Origin of the sequence: Sutcliffiella horikoshii, from assembly GCF_019931755.1 — a bacterium.
Lineage (GTDB): Bacteria > Bacillota > Bacilli > Bacillales > Bacillaceae_I > Sutcliffiella_A > Sutcliffiella_A horikoshii_E.
In genome coordinates this window covers 983,753-998,175 of sequence record NZ_CP082918.1, presented here as the reverse complement: position 1 = coordinate 998,175, position 14,423 = coordinate 983,753, and the positions used below count along the sequence as shown (strand labels likewise).

Annotated in this window: 8 protein-coding genes, 17 tRNA genes and 3 rRNA genes; 2 read left to right on the top strand and 26 right to left on the bottom strand. The window is 45.1% G+C overall.

Features of this window, described 5'->3' with window-relative positions; all coding sequences use genetic code 11:
- Positions 1-28: 28 nt before the first annotated feature.
- Both K7887_RS05235 and K7887_RS05230 read right to left on the bottom strand, forming a co-directional pair.
- Positions 29-949 carry a nuclease-related domain-containing protein gene (locus K7887_RS05235; protein ID WP_223492500.1) on the bottom strand — a complete coding sequence of 307 codons (921 nt, stop codon included), beginning with the start codon at positions 947-949 and terminating at the stop codon, positions 29-31.
- A 56-nt stretch (positions 950-1,005) separates the two neighbouring features.
- Entirely contained in the window at positions 1,006-1,659 is a 654-nt protein-coding gene (locus K7887_RS05230) for a B3/B4 domain-containing protein (protein WP_223492499.1), read from the bottom strand.
- A 176-nt stretch (positions 1,660-1,835) separates the two neighbouring features.
- On the opposite strand from K7887_RS05230, the gene queG reads away from it, so the two are divergent.
- Entirely contained in the window at positions 1,836-2,969 is a 1,134-nt protein-coding gene (gene queG, locus K7887_RS05225) for a tRNA epoxyqueuosine(34) reductase QueG (protein WP_223492498.1), read from the top strand.
- Between the two features lie 130 nt (positions 2,970-3,099).
- Here queG and K7887_RS05220 read toward each other — a convergent pair.
- From K7887_RS05220 to K7887_RS05120, 21 genes are all read right to left on the bottom strand, one after another.
- Positions 3,100-3,173, bottom strand: a tRNA-Gly gene (locus K7887_RS05220).
- Positions 3,174-3,176: 3 nt separating this feature from the next.
- Positions 3,177-3,260: transfer RNA gene (locus K7887_RS05215), tRNA-Leu, on the bottom strand.
- A 23-nt stretch (positions 3,261-3,283) separates the two neighbouring features.
- A tRNA-Leu gene (locus K7887_RS05210) sits at positions 3,284-3,372 on the bottom strand.
- Between the two features lie 36 nt (positions 3,373-3,408).
- A tRNA-Cys gene (locus K7887_RS05205) sits at positions 3,409-3,482 on the bottom strand.
- Positions 3,483-3,491: 9 nt separating this feature from the next.
- A tRNA-Gly gene (locus K7887_RS05200) sits at positions 3,492-3,566 on the bottom strand.
- Positions 3,567-3,571: 5 nt separating this feature from the next.
- Positions 3,572-3,646 (bottom strand) — tRNA-Gln (locus K7887_RS05195).
- Between the two features lie 56 nt (positions 3,647-3,702).
- Positions 3,703-3,778: transfer RNA gene (locus K7887_RS05190), tRNA-His, on the bottom strand.
- 17 nt (positions 3,779-3,795) lie between these two features.
- Positions 3,796-3,869: transfer RNA gene (locus tag K7887_RS05185), tRNA-Trp, on the bottom strand.
- A 35-nt stretch (positions 3,870-3,904) separates the two neighbouring features.
- Positions 3,905-3,988: transfer RNA gene (locus K7887_RS05180), tRNA-Tyr, on the bottom strand.
- A gap of 7 nt (positions 3,989-3,995) precedes the next feature.
- Positions 3,996-4,071 (bottom strand) — tRNA-Thr (locus K7887_RS05175).
- Between the two features lie 37 nt (positions 4,072-4,108).
- Positions 4,109-4,184, bottom strand: a tRNA-Phe gene (locus K7887_RS05170).
- A 21-nt stretch (positions 4,185-4,205) separates the two neighbouring features.
- A tRNA-Asp gene (locus K7887_RS05165) sits at positions 4,206-4,281 on the bottom strand.
- A gap of 3 nt (positions 4,282-4,284) precedes the next feature.
- Positions 4,285-4,361, bottom strand: a tRNA-Met gene (locus tag K7887_RS05160).
- A gap of 27 nt (positions 4,362-4,388) precedes the next feature.
- A tRNA-Val gene (locus K7887_RS05155) sits at positions 4,389-4,464 on the bottom strand.
- Positions 4,465-4,503: 39 nt separating this feature from the next.
- Positions 4,504-4,578, bottom strand: a tRNA-Glu gene (locus K7887_RS05150).
- Between the two features lie 8 nt (positions 4,579-4,586).
- Positions 4,587-4,678 (bottom strand) — tRNA-Ser (locus K7887_RS05145).
- Positions 4,679-4,685: 7 nt separating this feature from the next.
- Positions 4,686-4,760 (bottom strand) — tRNA-Asn (locus tag K7887_RS05140).
- A 9-nt stretch (positions 4,761-4,769) separates the two neighbouring features.
- A 5S ribosomal RNA gene (rrf, locus tag K7887_RS05135) occupies positions 4,770-4,886 on the bottom strand.
- A gap of 126 nt (positions 4,887-5,012) precedes the next feature.
- Positions 5,013-7,944 (bottom strand): 23S ribosomal RNA (locus K7887_RS05130).
- 224 nt (positions 7,945-8,168) lie between these two features.
- Positions 8,169-9,720 (bottom strand): 16S ribosomal RNA (locus K7887_RS05125).
- The 16S, 23S and 5S rRNA genes sit together here with 17 tRNA genes alongside, the layout of an rRNA operon.
- 380 nt (positions 9,721-10,100) lie before the next feature.
- Positions 10,101-10,976: a nucleotidyltransferase-like protein gene (locus K7887_RS05120; protein ID WP_223492497.1), complete on the bottom strand. Its 876-nt coding sequence runs from the start codon at positions 10,974-10,976 to the stop codon at positions 10,101-10,103.
- 175 nt (positions 10,977-11,151) lie between these two features.
- On the opposite strand from K7887_RS05120, the gene K7887_RS05115 reads away from it, so the two are divergent.
- Positions 11,152-11,514 (top strand): YgzB family protein, encoded by a 363-nt coding sequence (locus K7887_RS05115; protein ID WP_010198164.1) that lies wholly within the window; start codon positions 11,152-11,154, stop codon positions 11,512-11,514.
- Between the two features lie 45 nt (positions 11,515-11,559).
- On the opposite strand, the gene perR is transcribed toward K7887_RS05115, so the two are convergent.
- The 3 genes from perR to K7887_RS05100 all read right to left on the bottom strand — a co-directional run bounded on the left by perR (position 11,560) and on the right by K7887_RS05100 (position 14,315).
- Positions 11,560-11,994, bottom strand: coding sequence for a peroxide-responsive transcriptional repressor PerR (gene perR / locus K7887_RS05110; RefSeq protein ID WP_010198161.1), 435 nt, complete (start codon positions 11,992-11,994; stop codon positions 11,560-11,562).
- A 118-nt stretch (positions 11,995-12,112) separates the two neighbouring features.
- Positions 12,113-12,667: a cob(I)yrinic acid a,c-diamide adenosyltransferase gene (locus K7887_RS05105; protein WP_223492496.1), complete on the bottom strand. Its 555-nt coding sequence runs from the start codon at positions 12,665-12,667 to the stop codon at positions 12,113-12,115.
- 100 nt (positions 12,668-12,767) lie between these two features.
- Complete coding sequence (locus K7887_RS05100) at positions 12,768-14,315, bottom strand: AbgT family transporter (protein WP_223492495.1); 1,548 nt, start codon at positions 14,313-14,315, stop codon at positions 12,768-12,770.
- Positions 14,316-14,423: the final 108 nt, after the last annotated feature.

Here is a 14,423-nt window from a genome sequence, read left to right as displayed (position 1 = left end):
TCTACTCTAAAGAGCATCAAGAAATATATTATAATTTTATATAGTGCGAAGATCGACCAAATCCCTCTAAAGAAAAATTTTTTATAAGAATTCGTTGTATGGATCTTAATGTAACTAATCCATTACACCACTCAAAGATATTTTTCGAAGTTAATGGTCTTTCAGGGAATAGACTCATTAATTCTGTAATACTTCTGATTACCGATGCTTTATATTCTTCTTTAAAATCACATTCATTACAAATTATCATTTTTCTTCCATGCCGAACCCCCATCCCCCCACACCCAACACAAACAATCCCCTTCCGCAAATCCTCATACCTATACTCAGGCAGCCGTTCATACGGCGACTTCTCCATATGCAGCTCACACAACTTCTCAGCCAAACGAGAGTGACGTGCATTTAGCCTTGCTGAACTAGAAGATTGCTTCAACAACTTCTTAGAAAACCGATTTAATTGGGAACAGAACACGAAAGGTAAATTAGGAGAACAATTAAAGAGGGTAAACTCGGGGTTTATAAAAATGAGGGTAGCTTCTATGGAGGATTGAAATCCGAGGCTTCTGAGAAGTTGTCTTAACGCGGTTTCACACCGTTGCATTTGTAACAAGGGATTTTTAATTTCATTATTACTGATGGACATCCACCTTCCTTCATCTAGATAGAAATCACCTTCAAAGTTCTTCACTTCAAAAAGGTACACCCTATCCGCTCCAATCACAAGTGAGTCGATTTGAAACAAACTGCCTCCATACTCGAGCAGCAGATCATTCACTACAATCCACTCGCCATCCAAGGCAGAGAACCATTTATCAAATAGAACCTCTCCCCGATAACCTTTTTCCAAGTTCCAAAAGCGACTTTCATCCACTAAGCCCCCGCGCGCCTTCAGCATCCTTAATAACTTCAGCTCACTAGGCTCCTTACGCTCTTTCAACACTAAGACCATCCACAACACTCCCATCATAAATATAGTAAAAAGCAGGCAAACCTAATTACCTACTTTTAATCCAAAACCCAATACTCACTCGTTCCACCATGAACCTGCAGAAACATCTCGCTAATCGCCGCAAGCATTTCTTCACATTCCCCACTTTCCATGGAAGGCTTGAAATACACAACATGCAACGCAGAAGTAGTGCTCTCCTCTGAGACGGCCGTCCTGCGACTATCGACAAAAGGACTTCCAAACGGACCTGCCTCGTCACTCGTGTGAAGCATATTAGTTAACTTAATTTCTCGTCCATTTAACCCTTCATAGCTTACAGTCTCGTCACCCACCGAAATCCTTACATCGCCGGTAATCTTATCAGCATCATAGATTCCTAAAGGTATTTCATATTTCATAGAAAAAAAGTTATTCAAATCGACAGCTGAATTGAACGGTTGTAGGAATTGTCCTTTTTTCACCCTACGGTACAACGCCTCGACAGATGGACGATACCTAGATGGATCTGTCCCTGTTTCCTTGAATACAGAACGCCACTCGGCCACCCCGGGAATATCTTTCATATCCTTATCTTCTAAATCCAAGTGAAGTGATTCTTGGAAAAGGCGGATTCTGCCTTTTAACATCTGTGGAGAGGAACCAACTGTAATATCTTTATAAAAAATGATACCGAACTTCCCAGCTACATTTTCAGCAACCAAAACCCTCATCTAGCCCACCCTTTCTTTTCATTATTATGGTAATTGTATCATATAACTTGTTCGATACTCCCTTCAAGATTTTTGATTCAAAATGGATATAATTAGATATATCAAACAAAATGATCCTTCTTAAAAATATGTTAAAATATAGGTTGGCTAAAAAAACAATAAAGGAGGTGTTCACATTGAATGAGGAAAAATTAAAAGAAGAAGTAATCGCCTATAGTAAACAAATAGGCATTGATAAGATTGGATTTGCCAGCGCCGGAATCTTCACTGGTCTAAAAGAAAGACTAATCACTCAACAGGAGCTCAACTATCAATCAGGATTCGAGGAACCTGATATAGAAAAACGCACTAACCCTGAGCTCATAGTACCCAAAGCGAAAAGCATCATTGCTATTGCTCTTGCCTATCCTTCCAAAATGAAAGACGCACCAAGAAGCACTAGGGAAGAGCGACGCGGGATATTTTGCCGTGCATCTTGGGGAGTCGATTACCACGATATTTTACGTGAGAAACTCAGCTTGCTAGAAGCATTTATAAAAGAAAAACGTCCAGACGCTCTAATGAAATTGATGGTAGATACCGGTGAGCTTAGTGACAGGGCGGTTGCTGAACGTGCAGGTATCGGATGGAGCGGAAAAAACTGTGCCATTATAACGCCTGAATTTGGTTCCTATGTGTATTTAGGAGAAATGATTACTACATTACCCTTTGAACCAGATACACCACTAGAAGACAACTGTGGGACCTGTAATAAATGTGTGGAAGTCTGTCCTACAGGTGCACTCGTTCAAGGTGGACAACTCGATTCCAATAAATGCATTGCATTCCTAACACAAACAAAAGGCTTCCTTGCCGAAGAATATCGCACCAAATTAGGGAACAGGCTATATGGTTGTGATACTTGCCAGACAGTGTGTCCTGAAAATAAAGGCAAAAACTTTCATCTTCACCCTGAAATGGAGCCCGATCCTGAAATTGTAAAACCGAAACTAAAACCTCTTTTGACCATCTCCAACAGAGAATTTAAAGAGAACTTTGGTAAGATCTCTGGATCCTGGCGTGGGAAAAAACCGATACAGCGAAACGCCATTATTGCGCTAGCTCATTACAAAGATACTTCGTCTATTCCTGATCTCCTAAGTCTATTAAAAAATGATCCTCGTCCGGTAATAAGAGGAACAGCAGCCTGGGCAGTAGGAAAAATAGGTGATAAGCAAGCTTTAGAATCACTGCAAAATTATAAAGCAACGGAAAAAGATCCTGAAGTGTTAAAAGAACTTGAAAAAGGAATTGGCATGCTAACTGAATAGAATCAACAACACGTTTAAAAGCCACAGAGCACCAGTTGCCCTGTGGCTTTTATTAATTGATAAAAAAGCTGAACTTTCAAAGACGCAAAAAAGACCCCAACCAAAGGTCAGAGTCTTGATAAGTTATGTATGGAGCGGGTGATGGGAATCGAACCCACGACATCAGCTTGGAAGGCTGAGGTTTTACCATTAAACTACACCCGCGATTGGTACCGGTGGCCGGGGTCGAACCGGCACTCCAGAGGAACACGATTTTGAGTCGTGCGCGTCTGCCAATTCCGCCACACCGGCATACTCAATCATAATTATTCAAATGGTGCCGAGGACCGGAATCGAACCGGTACGGTAGTCACCTACCGCAGGATTTTAAGTCCTGTGCGTCTGCCAGTTCCGCCACCCCGGCTTGTCTCGTATATATGAATAACTATTTTAATAAAATTGGAGGTGGCAACCGGATTTGAACCGGTGATAAAGGTTTTGCAGACCTTGGCCTTACCACTTGGCTATGCCACCTGAAATATTTGGAGCGGAAGACGGGATTCGAACCCGCGACCCCCACCTTGGCAAGGTGGTGTTCTACCACTGAACTACTTCCGCAAAAATGGCTGGGCTAGCTGGATTCGAACCAACGCATGTCGCAGTCAAAGTGCGATGCCTTACCGCTTGGCTATAGCCCAATAAAACTGGAAATAAAAACGACTCAATCTTTTATATAAGTCGATAAAATAAAATATGGGGCGACTGATGGGAATCGAACCCACGAATGCCTGAACCACAATCAGGTGCGTTAACCACTTCGCCACAGCCGCCATAATTTTTATAAAATTGGCAGGGGCAGTAGGAATCGAACCCACACCGGAGGTTTTGGAGACCTCTGTTCTACCGTTAAACTATGCCCCTATGATGCAATTTGTTACTTTTTATTTTAAAAGAAATGGTGGAGGGGGGCAGATTCGAACTGCCGAACCCGAAGGAGCGGATTTACAGTCCGCCGCGTTTAGCCACTTCGCTACCCCTCCATATTTCTGGTGCCGGCGATAGGAGTCGAACCCACGACCTACTGATTACAAGTCAGTTGCTCTACCAACTGAGCTACACCGGCATTATATGGTGATTTTTTCACTTTGGTGAAAAAATCATGGTGGCTCGGGACGGAATCGAACCGCCGACACATGGATTTTCAGTCCATTGCTCTACCAACTGAGCTACCGAGCCTAATTCTATTTTCAAAGAAAATGGCGGTCCCGACCGGGATCGAACCGGCGATCTCCTGCGTGACAGGCAGGCATGTTAACCGCTACACCACGGGACCATTTGGTTGCGGGGACAGGATTTGAACCTGCGACCTTCGGGTTATGAGCCCGACGAGCTACCGAACTGCTCCACCCCGCGATAATATAAAGAATGTTAGAAAACTAATGGTGGAGGATGACGGGATCGAACCGCCGACCCTCTGCTTGTAAGGCAGATGCTCTCCCAGCTGAGCTAATCCTCCTATGTATGGACACTCATTGTAAATGTCTCGGAAAAACTTTGGTGACCCGTACGGGATTCGAACCCGTGTTACCGCCGTGAAAGGGCGGTGTCTTAACCGCTTGACCAACGGGCCAAAGATAATGGCGGAGAGCAAGGGATTTGAACCCTTGAGACGGCGTTGACCGTCTACACGATTTCCAATCGTGCTCCTTCGGCCACTCGGACAGCTCTCCATATTATTGGCTCCACCAGTAGGATTCGAACCTACGACCCTTCGGTTAACAGCCGAATGCTCTACCGCTGAGCTATGGTGGATTAATACCAGCCTGGCAACGTCCTACTCTCACAGGGGGAGATCCCCCAACTACCATCGGCGCTGAAGAGCTTAACTTCCGTGTTCGGTATGGGAACGGGTGTGACCTCTTCGCCATCATTACCAGACAAATATTATTATAATATATCTTTGAAGAAAATCAAGATGTTTTTTCATCTTTTTTTGTTCCTTCAAAACTAGATAATGTGTTCCTATCAAGATATTCATATCGTTCACTTATTTCGATACTTATTTGGGTTAAGTCCTCGATCGATTAGTATTCGTCAGCTGCACATGTCACCATGCTTCCACCTCGAACCTATCTACCTGATCATCTTTCAGGGATCTTACTTGCCGAAGCAAAAGGAAATCTCATCTTGAGGGGGGCTTCATGCTTAGATGCTTTCAGCACTTATCCCGTCCGCACGTAGCTACCCAGCTATGCCTTTGGCAAGACAACTGGTACACCAGCGGTGCGTCCATCCCGGTCCTCTCGTACTAAGGACAGCTCCTCTCAAATTTCCTGCGCCCACGACGGATAGGGACCGAACTGTCTCACGACGTTCTGAACCCAGCTCGCGTACCGCTTTAATGGGCGAACAGCCCAACCCTTGGGACCGACTACAGCCCCAGGATGCGATGAGCCGACATCGAGGTGCCAAACCTCCCCGTCGATGTGGACTCTTGGGGGAGATAAGCCTGTTATCCCCGGGGTAGCTTTTATCCGTTGAGCGATGGCCCTTCCATGCGGAACCACCGGATCACTAAGCCCGACTTTCGTCCCTGCTCGACTTGTAGGTCTCGCAGTCAAGCTCCCTTGTGCCTTTACACTCTGCGAATGATTTCCAACCATTCTGAGGGAACCTTTGGGCGCCTCCGTTACTCTTTAGGAGGCGACCGCCCCAGTCAAACTGCCCACCTGACACTGTCTCCCAGCCCGATAAGGGCTGCGGGTTAGAATTTCAATACAGCCAGGGTAGTATCCCACCGACGCCTCCACCGAAGCTAGCGCTCCGGCTTCTCAGGCTCCTACCTATCCTGTACAAGCTGTACCAAAATTCAATATCAGGCTACAGTAAAGCTCCACGGGGTCTTTCCGTCCTGTCGCGGGTAACCTGCATCTTCACAGGTACTATAATTTCACCGAGTCTCTGGTTGAGACAGTGCCCAGATCGTTACGCCTTTCGTGCGGGTCGGAACTTACCCGACAAGGAATTTCGCTACCTTAGGACCGTTATAGTTACGGCCGCCGTTTACTGGGGCTTCGGTTCAAAGCTTCGCTTGCGCTAACCTCTCCCCTTAACCTTCCAGCACCGGGCAGGCGTCAGCCCCTATACTTCGCCTTACGGCTTCGCAGAGACCTGTGTTTTTGCTAAACAGTCGCCTGGGCCTATTCACTGCGGCTCTCTCGGGCTTTAACACCCTAACAGAGCACCCCTTCTCCCGAAGTTACGGGGTCATTTTGCCGAGTTCCTTAACCAGAGTTCTCTCGCTCACCTTAGGATTCTCTCCTCGCCTACCTGTGTCGGTTTGCGGTACGGGCACCATACTCCTCGCTAGAGGCTTTTCTTGGCAGTGTGAAATCAGGAACTTCGGTACTATATTTCCCTCGCTATCACAGCTCAGCCTTAATGAGAAGCGGATTTGCCTACTTCTCAGCCTTACTGCTTAGACGCGCATATCCAACAGCGCGCTTACCCTATCCTTCTGCGTCCCCCCATTGCTCAAACGGAGTGGAGGTGGTACAGGAATATCAACCTGTTATCCATCGCCTACGCCTTTCGGCCTCGGCTTAGGTCCCGACTAACCCTGAGCGGACGAGCCTTCCTCAGGAAACCTTAGGCATTCGGTGGAAGGGATTCTCACCCTTCTTTCGCTACTCATACCGGCATTCTCACTTCTAAGCGCTCCACCAGTCCTTACGGTCTAGCTTCAACGCCCTTAGAACGCTCTCCTACCACTGTTCGTAAGAACAGTCCGCAGCTTCGGTGATACGTTTAGCCCCGGTACATTTTCGGCGCAGAGTCACTCGACCAGTGAGCTATTACGCACTCTTTAAATGGTGGCTGCTTCTAAGCCAACATCCTGGTTGTCTAAGCAACTCCACATCCTTTTCCACTTAACGTATACTTGGGGACCTTAGCTGGCGGTCTGGGCTGTTTCCCTCTTGACTACGGATCTTATCACTCGCAGTCTGACTCCCATGGATAAGTCTTTGGCATTCGGAGTTTGACTGAATTCGGTAATCCGATGAGGACCCCTAGTCCAATCAGTGCTCTACCTCCAAGACTCTAACACATGAGGCTAGCCCTAAAGCTATTTCGGAGAGAACCAGCTATCTCCAGGTTCGATTGGCATTTCACCCCTACCCACACCTCATCCGCTCACTTTTCAACGTGAGTCGGTTCGGGCCTCCATTCAGTGTTACCTGAACTTCACCCTGGACATGGGTAGATCACCTGGTTTCGGGTCTACGACCACGTACTCATGCGCCCTATTCAGACTCGCTTTCGCTACGGCTCCGTCTCATCGACTTAACCTTGCACGTAATCGTAACTCGCCGGTTCATTCTACAAAAGGCACGCTATCACCCATTAACGGGCTCTAACTACTTGTAGGCACACGGTTTCAGGATCTATTTCACTCCCCTTCCGGGGTGCTTTTCACCTTTCCCTCACGGTACTGGTTCACTATCGGTCACTAGGGAGTATTTAGCCTTGGGAGATGGTCCTCCCTGCTTCCGACGGGATTTCTCGTGTCCCGCCGTACTCAGGATCCACTCAGGAGGGAACGAAGTTTCAACTACAGGGTTTTTACCTTCTATGACGGACCTTTCCAGATCGCTTCATTTACCCCGTTCCTTTGTAACTCCATGTTGAGTGTCCTACAACCCCAAGAGGCAAGCCTCTTGGTTTGGGCTAATTCCGTTTCGCTCGCCGCTACTCAGGAAATCGCGTTTGCTTTCTCTTCCTCCGGGTACTAAGATGTTTCAGTTCCCCGGGTCTGCCTTCCTTACCCTATGTATTCAGATAAGGATACTGCTCCATTACGAGCAGTGGGTTTCCCCATTCGGAAATCTCCGGATCAAAGCTTACTTACAGCTCCCCGAAGCATATCGGTGTTAGTCCCGTCCTTCATCGGCTCCTAGTGCCAAGGCATCCACCGTGCGCCCTTAATAACTTAACCGTTGACCAATATGGTCATGTGTCGATATCAGCGATGATATCTATAAAGAAAATTACTAAGATGAACGATATTTTGTGAATATCTTGATATTAGTTACATTATCTAGTTTTCAAGGAACAACAGAGATAAATCGAATGATTTATCTGCGACAATTCATAAGAACTGTCATTATTGAGAGAATGCTCTCTCAAAACTAAACAAAACAACAAGCGTACATTCCTTAGAAAGGAGGTGATCCAGCCGCACCTTCCGATACGGCTACCTTGTTACGACTTCACCCCAATCATCTGTCCCACCTTAGGCGGCTGGCTCCAAAAGGTTACCCCACCGACTTCGGGTGTTACAAACTCTCGTGGTGTGACGGGCGGTGTGTACAAGGCCCGGGAACGTATTCACCGCGGCATGCTGATCCGCGATTACTAGCGATTCCGGCTTCATGCAGGCGAGTTGCAGCCTGCAATCCGAACTGAGAACGGTTTTATGGGATTGGCTCGACCTCGCGGTTTTGCTGCCCTTTGTACCGTCCATTGTAGCACGTGTGTAGCCCAGGTCATAAGGGGCATGATGATTTGACGTCATCCCCACCTTCCTCCGGTTTGTCACCGGCAGTCACCTTAGAGTGCCCAACTGAATGCTGGCAACTAAGATCAAGGGTTGCGCTCGTTGCGGGACTTAACCCAACATCTCACGACACGAGCTGACGACAACCATGCACCACCTGTCACTCTGTCCCCCGAAGGGGAACGTCCTATCTCTAGGAGTGTCAGAGGATGTCAAGACCTGGTAAGGTTCTTCGCGTTGCTTCGAATTAAACCACATGCTCCACCGCTTGTGCGGGCCCCCGTCAATTCCTTTGAGTTTCAGTCTTGCGACCGTACTCCCCAGGCGGAGTGCTTAATGCGTTAGCTGCAGCACTAAAGGGCGGAAACCCTCTAACACTTAGCACTCATCGTTTACGGCGTGGACTACCAGGGTATCTAATCCTGTTTGCTCCCCACGCTTTCGCGCCTCAGTGTCAGTTACAGACCAGAAAGTCGCCTTCGCCACTGGTGTTCCTCCAAATCTCTACGCATTTCACCGCTACACTTGGAATTCCACTTTCCTCTTCTGCACTCAAGTCCCCCAGTTTCCAATGACCCTCCACGGTTGAGCCGTGGGCTTTCACATCAGACTTAAAGGACCACCTGCGCGCGCTTTACGCCCAATAATTCCGGACAACGCTTGCCACCTACGTATTACCGCGGCTGCTGGCACGTAGTTAGCCGTGGCTTTCTGGTTAGGTACCGTCAAGGTGCGAGCAGTTACTCTCGCACTTGTTCTTCCCTAACAACAGAGCTTTACGACCCGAAGGCCTTCATCGCTCACGCGGCGTTGCTCCATCAGACTTTCGTCCATTGTGGAAGATTCCCTACTGCTGCCTCCCGTAGGAGTCTGGGCCGTGTCTCAGTCCCAGTGTGGCCGATCACCCTCTCAGGTCGGCTACGCATCGTCGCCTTGGTGAGCCGTTACCTCACCAACTAGCTAATGCGCCGCGGGCCCATCTGCAAGTGATAGCCGAAACCATCTTTCAATAAAGAACCAGGAGGTTCCTTATATTATCCGGTATTAGCTCCGGTTTCCCGAAGTTATCCCAGTCTTACAGGCAGGTTGCCCACGTGTTACTCACCCGTCCGCCGCTGACCTTTCAGAAGCAAGCTTTTAAAAGGTCCGCTCGACTTGCATGTATTAGGCACGCCGCCAGCGTTCGTCCTGAGCCAGGATCAAACTCTCCAATAAAGAGTCTGAGCTTTTGCTCAAAATTTGCTAGCTTGTCTTACTTAAAATCATTTTGCCAGTTCCGTAGAACCGACGTTATGACGCTGTTGTTTTGTTTAGTTTTCAAAGATCATTTCAATCAGTTTGTCGCTCAGAAGCGACTTTATTAATATAACATGTTTTGATGTTTTAAGTCAACATCTTTTTTTAATTTCTTTTTTCTCGTTGTCGCGTTTAAGCTTTTCTCTTGCGGCGACGAATAATAATATACCATGTAACAATAAACATCGTCAACACATCTTTTAAACTTTTTTAAAATAATTTTCAAATGGTCAAGAAATGCTAAAGCTCCTATAGAAAACAACTATTCCAAGGAGCCTTTTAAGCATCATCCATTTTTATTATTTCTCTGGCACGACCTGATAAAGTCGGTGAAAGACACCGTTACCTTTGGTCTGTTTCTTCTCTACTTGCAGGAAGCCTTTTTCCACTAAGTATTCTACCAGTACACTGAGATCTACTGAATACTTTTGGAGTTTAGGGTGGTGCAGCATTTCATTGTAGGACCAAGCTTCTTCTTTTTCCATTAATACTTCTATTAAATGTTTGGCTCCGGTTCTTGTTCTGGAATAGATCATGAACTCATTAGCAAGGAAGAGCAGCTCTAGTCTTTTATCAATAGGTTCATCGCCTTGAATTAACTCTTCATATAGTTTGTAGATTTCTGGTTCGATTTTCTTTACTTGATTCCAAACGGTTATTTCAGGGTGGAAACCGTGATCGATCACTGCCAGTCTTGCCAAATGGTGAAGAGAGTGGACGATATGGTTATAGGCATCGATATAGTGTTTGGAATCAAAGAAATCCTTGCCTTCAAGATATCTTCTTATTAGTTTTGCAAATTCTAAACCTATTTTCAGCTTACGGTCTTCTAGTGGGAAATCGAGTAGCTTACCTCTTAGCGCATAGATAAACTCATTTCGGTCAAAGAGTACTTTCCCGTTGATGATCCAGTCGATGACTCTTCGGTTCGTTCCAAGCGTGATCCATTCTTCCAGTTGTTTTTCGCTTGCGATGTATAGGGCGGCTTTCTTTTGAAGCAATTCATAGTGTTTGACGTATAAGGATTCATCAAGCTCTTTCACTACCATAAAGAGAATAACGTCAAATTTATCGGTATTTGGGCTGACCGGGTTTTTCTTTTCTATCATTAATATTCCTTGCGTGTTTGATTGACTAGCGCGTTCTTGATAGATAGGACGAAGTAAATCTTCCATCTTAAGACCTCCATATTTAAAAGGGTTCTCCCTATTATTCGACACTTTCTTTTAAAGTCCTTTTTATCATTTTTAATCCAGAACATTCGGTCAACTTCTAAATTCAACATGTCTGTGACTGTAACTCCACTTTTGGACAAAATGTGCTATTATATTGTTTTAGGAGGTAGTGTTCATGGCTCGTAAATATTCTAGTAAAATCAATAAAATAAGAACCTTTGCACTCAGTCTTGTCTTTATCGGTTTCTTCGTTATGTATATAGGAATATTCTTTCAAGGAAACATGTTGGTCATGACTTTGTTTATGTTATTGGGACTTTTATGCATCGTCGGTTCCACGGTTGTTTATTTTTGGATCGGCATGCTGTCCACAAAGGCCGTACAGGTAGTTTGCCCCAACTGCGGGAAGCATACTAAAGTTCTTGGTCGCGTAGACATGTGCATGTATTGTAACGAACCGTTAACGATGGATCCTTCTCTTGAAGGTAAAGAGTTCAATGAAGATTATAACTCAAAAAAGAAAGCTGATAGGATTTAAGTCCTACCAGCTTTTTTTATTGGTTGTTTTTCCAGATGCAAAAGGTTAATGAGCCCCTTTGTCACATTCTGGGCAGACACCGTATATTTCCATGCGATGGCGAGCAATTTTGAATCCAGTAACATGGGCAGCCAACGCTTCCACTTCATCAAGACCTGGGTAATGGAAGTCGACTATTTTGCCGCATTCGTCACAGATCAAATGATAATGGTCGGTTGTCACGTAGTCAAAACGACTGGAGTTGTCTCCGTAAGTCAATTCTTTTACAAGACCAACTTCACGAAAAACTCTCAAGTTGTTGTAAACGGTCGCGACACTCATGTTGGGAAACTTTCCTTCAAGTGCTTTGTATATATCGTCAGCTGTCGGATGGGACATAGATTGAATAAGATACTCTAAAATCGCATGACGCTGTGGAGTTATGCGAACTCCAGTTTGTTTTAGCGTTTCGAGCGCTTCTTTTAATTGTTCGTTTGCCACAGTCATGCACCTCACTTTTCATAAAGATTATTACTTTATAATATTTATAATTAGTGTACCGTGATATTGATATTTTTGTCAATGTTAATACTAATATCTATATGAAGTTAAAGGGATTTTAAACCTCTGGCTTTAAAATCGGTTCTTCCTTCTTTAATTGGCTGTTTACATAGCGTGATACGACAAAAAGATAGTCAGAAAGACGATTCAAATAGGAAAGTACATTCGGAGAAAGTTCATCACTCAATCCCACAGCAGATCTTTCCGCCCTCCTAACGATAGTTCGCGCACTATGCAAAGCCGCTCCTGCTTTTGAACCACCAGGTAATACGAAATTTTTCAAAGGAGGAAGTGTTGCATCGAGTTCGTCCATTTCGTCCTCCAGGCTTTTTACATGCTTTTCTGTCAGCTTCCACTTCACTTCTTTCCCAGCCGGTGTGGCAAGTTCTGCTCCCACGTGGAAAAGGATGGTTTGGATGTTATAGAAAGACTGCAAGAGTGTTTCTTTTCGATTGAAGTCTTCATCGTTTAGATAAGCCATTGCAAGACCAATCATCGAGTTCGCTTCATCACATGTTCCATATGCTTCTACACGTGCATGATTTTTATCCACTCTTTGTCCATAGACTAAAGAAGTTTGTCCTTTATCGCCTGTTTTTGTATAGATTTTCATTAACTCCCCATCCCCTACTCTTCATTTTTTAAGCTTCTTCTTTCCTTATAGCAAAAAAACACCCGCAAGTCCATTATGGACAAGCAGGTGTTTTATTTCATTAACCTACATAATCGATAGGTGCGTTCGGTCCGATTGGCAAGCCAGTAAGGATCCAAACGATAAGCATGATAACCCATACGATGGAGAAGAACACAGAGTATGGAATCATTGTAGAGATCAGTGTACCAATCCCAACCTTTTTATCATACTTTTGCGCAAACGCGATAACGATAGCGAAGTATGGCATTAATGGTGAGATGACGTTTGTAGTCGAATCAGCTAAACGATATGCCAATTGAGTAAGCTCAGGGGAATACCCCAGACCCATCATCATTGGAACAAATACCGGCGCCATGATTGCCCATTTAGCAGATGCACTTCCGATAAACAGGTTGATGAAACCAGCAACAGTCATAAACACTAGGATTAACAGGATACTCATGAAACGATTTTCGCTATCAAAGCCGATTCCTTGGATGAGTTCTGCACCATTTACCGCCAGAACAAGGCCAAGGTTTGTTTCATTAAAGTAAGCGACAAACTGACCAGCCACAAATGCCAGTACAATGTATGCACCCATTGTTGCCATCGTGTCGGACATTTGGTTTGCTACATCTTTGTCATTTTTAATTGATTTAGTGATCATTCCATAAACAAGTCCTGGAATGAAGAACATAATTAGAATTACTGGTACAAGTGTATGGAAGAATGGCGCTTCTAAGAATGAGCCGTCTCCACGTAGTGGTCCCCAAGAAGGAACAACAAGCAAAGCCATTACTGCAATAGTTGCAATGAATGCAAACAATGCAGCCCATAAACCTTTTTTCTCTTCAGGTTTTAAGAAGTCAACGTCCCCTTTGTAAGCACCTTTGTACTCACCAAGACGCGGTTCAACTATTTTATCCGTTACGAACGTACCAACAATAGTTAGAACAAATACAGAAGCAAACATGAAGTAGAAGTTCATCATGTAGTTCATGCCTGCAGCATATTCTGGGTCAACCGTTGCTGCCGCTTCTTGTGTTAAAGACCCTAATAACGGATCAAGTGATGTTAATAGCAAGTTTGCACTGAATCCAGCAGATACCCCGGCGAACGCTGCTGCAAGTCCAGCAAGAGGATGCCTTCCCAATCCTGCGAAAAGCACTGCACCAAGAGGTGTCAATACTACATATCCGGCATCTGCGGCCATAGAAGACATAATTCCTCCGAATACTAGAGCAGCTGTCATCAGTTGTTTAGGAACGGATGTTACCAAGCCGCGAAGACCTGCACTGATAAGTCCGGATCTCTCCGCAATACCGATACCAATCATCGTTACAAGCACTGTTCCAAGCGGAGCAAAACCTGTGAAGTTTGTAACGGCACTTTCAAAGATGTAAGCAATTCCTTCTGAGCTCATTAAGTTCTTGACAGTAAGAACTTCTCCCTCATTTAAAGGATCGTCTACTTGTACACCCATGCTGGAAAAAATTCCAGAAGCGACAATTACCAATAACGCGAAAATAGCGAATAACGTTACCGGGTGAGGCAGCTTATTACCAACGCGCTCAATACTGTCAAGAGCACGCATAACAAAGCCGCGTTTCTTTTGCGTTGCTTCCATTATAAAATCCCCTTTCTCAATCTATTAAATTTTCAAAAAATAACAAGAAAAAATCCTTTATCAGTATAATAAAAAATACTCAAGGATGGAAGGGTTCAGGTAATACAC

Bases quoted from the DNA above. Each gene is read 5' to 3' on its own strand.
- K7887_RS05235 (WP_223492500.1), bottom strand. From the start codon at position 949: ATGGTCTTAGTGTTGAAAGAGCGTAAGGAGCCTAGTGAGCTGAAGTTA.
- K7887_RS05230 (WP_223492499.1), bottom strand. From the start codon at position 1,659: ATGAGGGTTTTGGTTGCTGAAAATGTAGCTGGGAAGTTCGGTATCATT.
- K7887_RS05120 (WP_223492497.1), bottom strand. From the start codon at position 10,976: ATGGAAGATTTACTTCGTCCTATCTATCAAGAACGCGCTAGTCAATCA.
- K7887_RS05115 (WP_010198164.1), top strand. From the start codon at position 11,152: ATGGCTCGTAAATATTCTAGTAAAATCAATAAAATAAGAACCTTTGCA.
- K7887_RS05105 (WP_223492496.1), bottom strand. From the start codon at position 12,667: ATGAAAATCTATACAAAAACAGGCGATAAAGGACAAACTTCTTTAGTC.
- K7887_RS05100 (WP_223492495.1), bottom strand. From the start codon at position 14,315: ATGGAAGCAACGCAAAAGAAACGCGGCTTTGTTATGCGTGCTCTTGAC.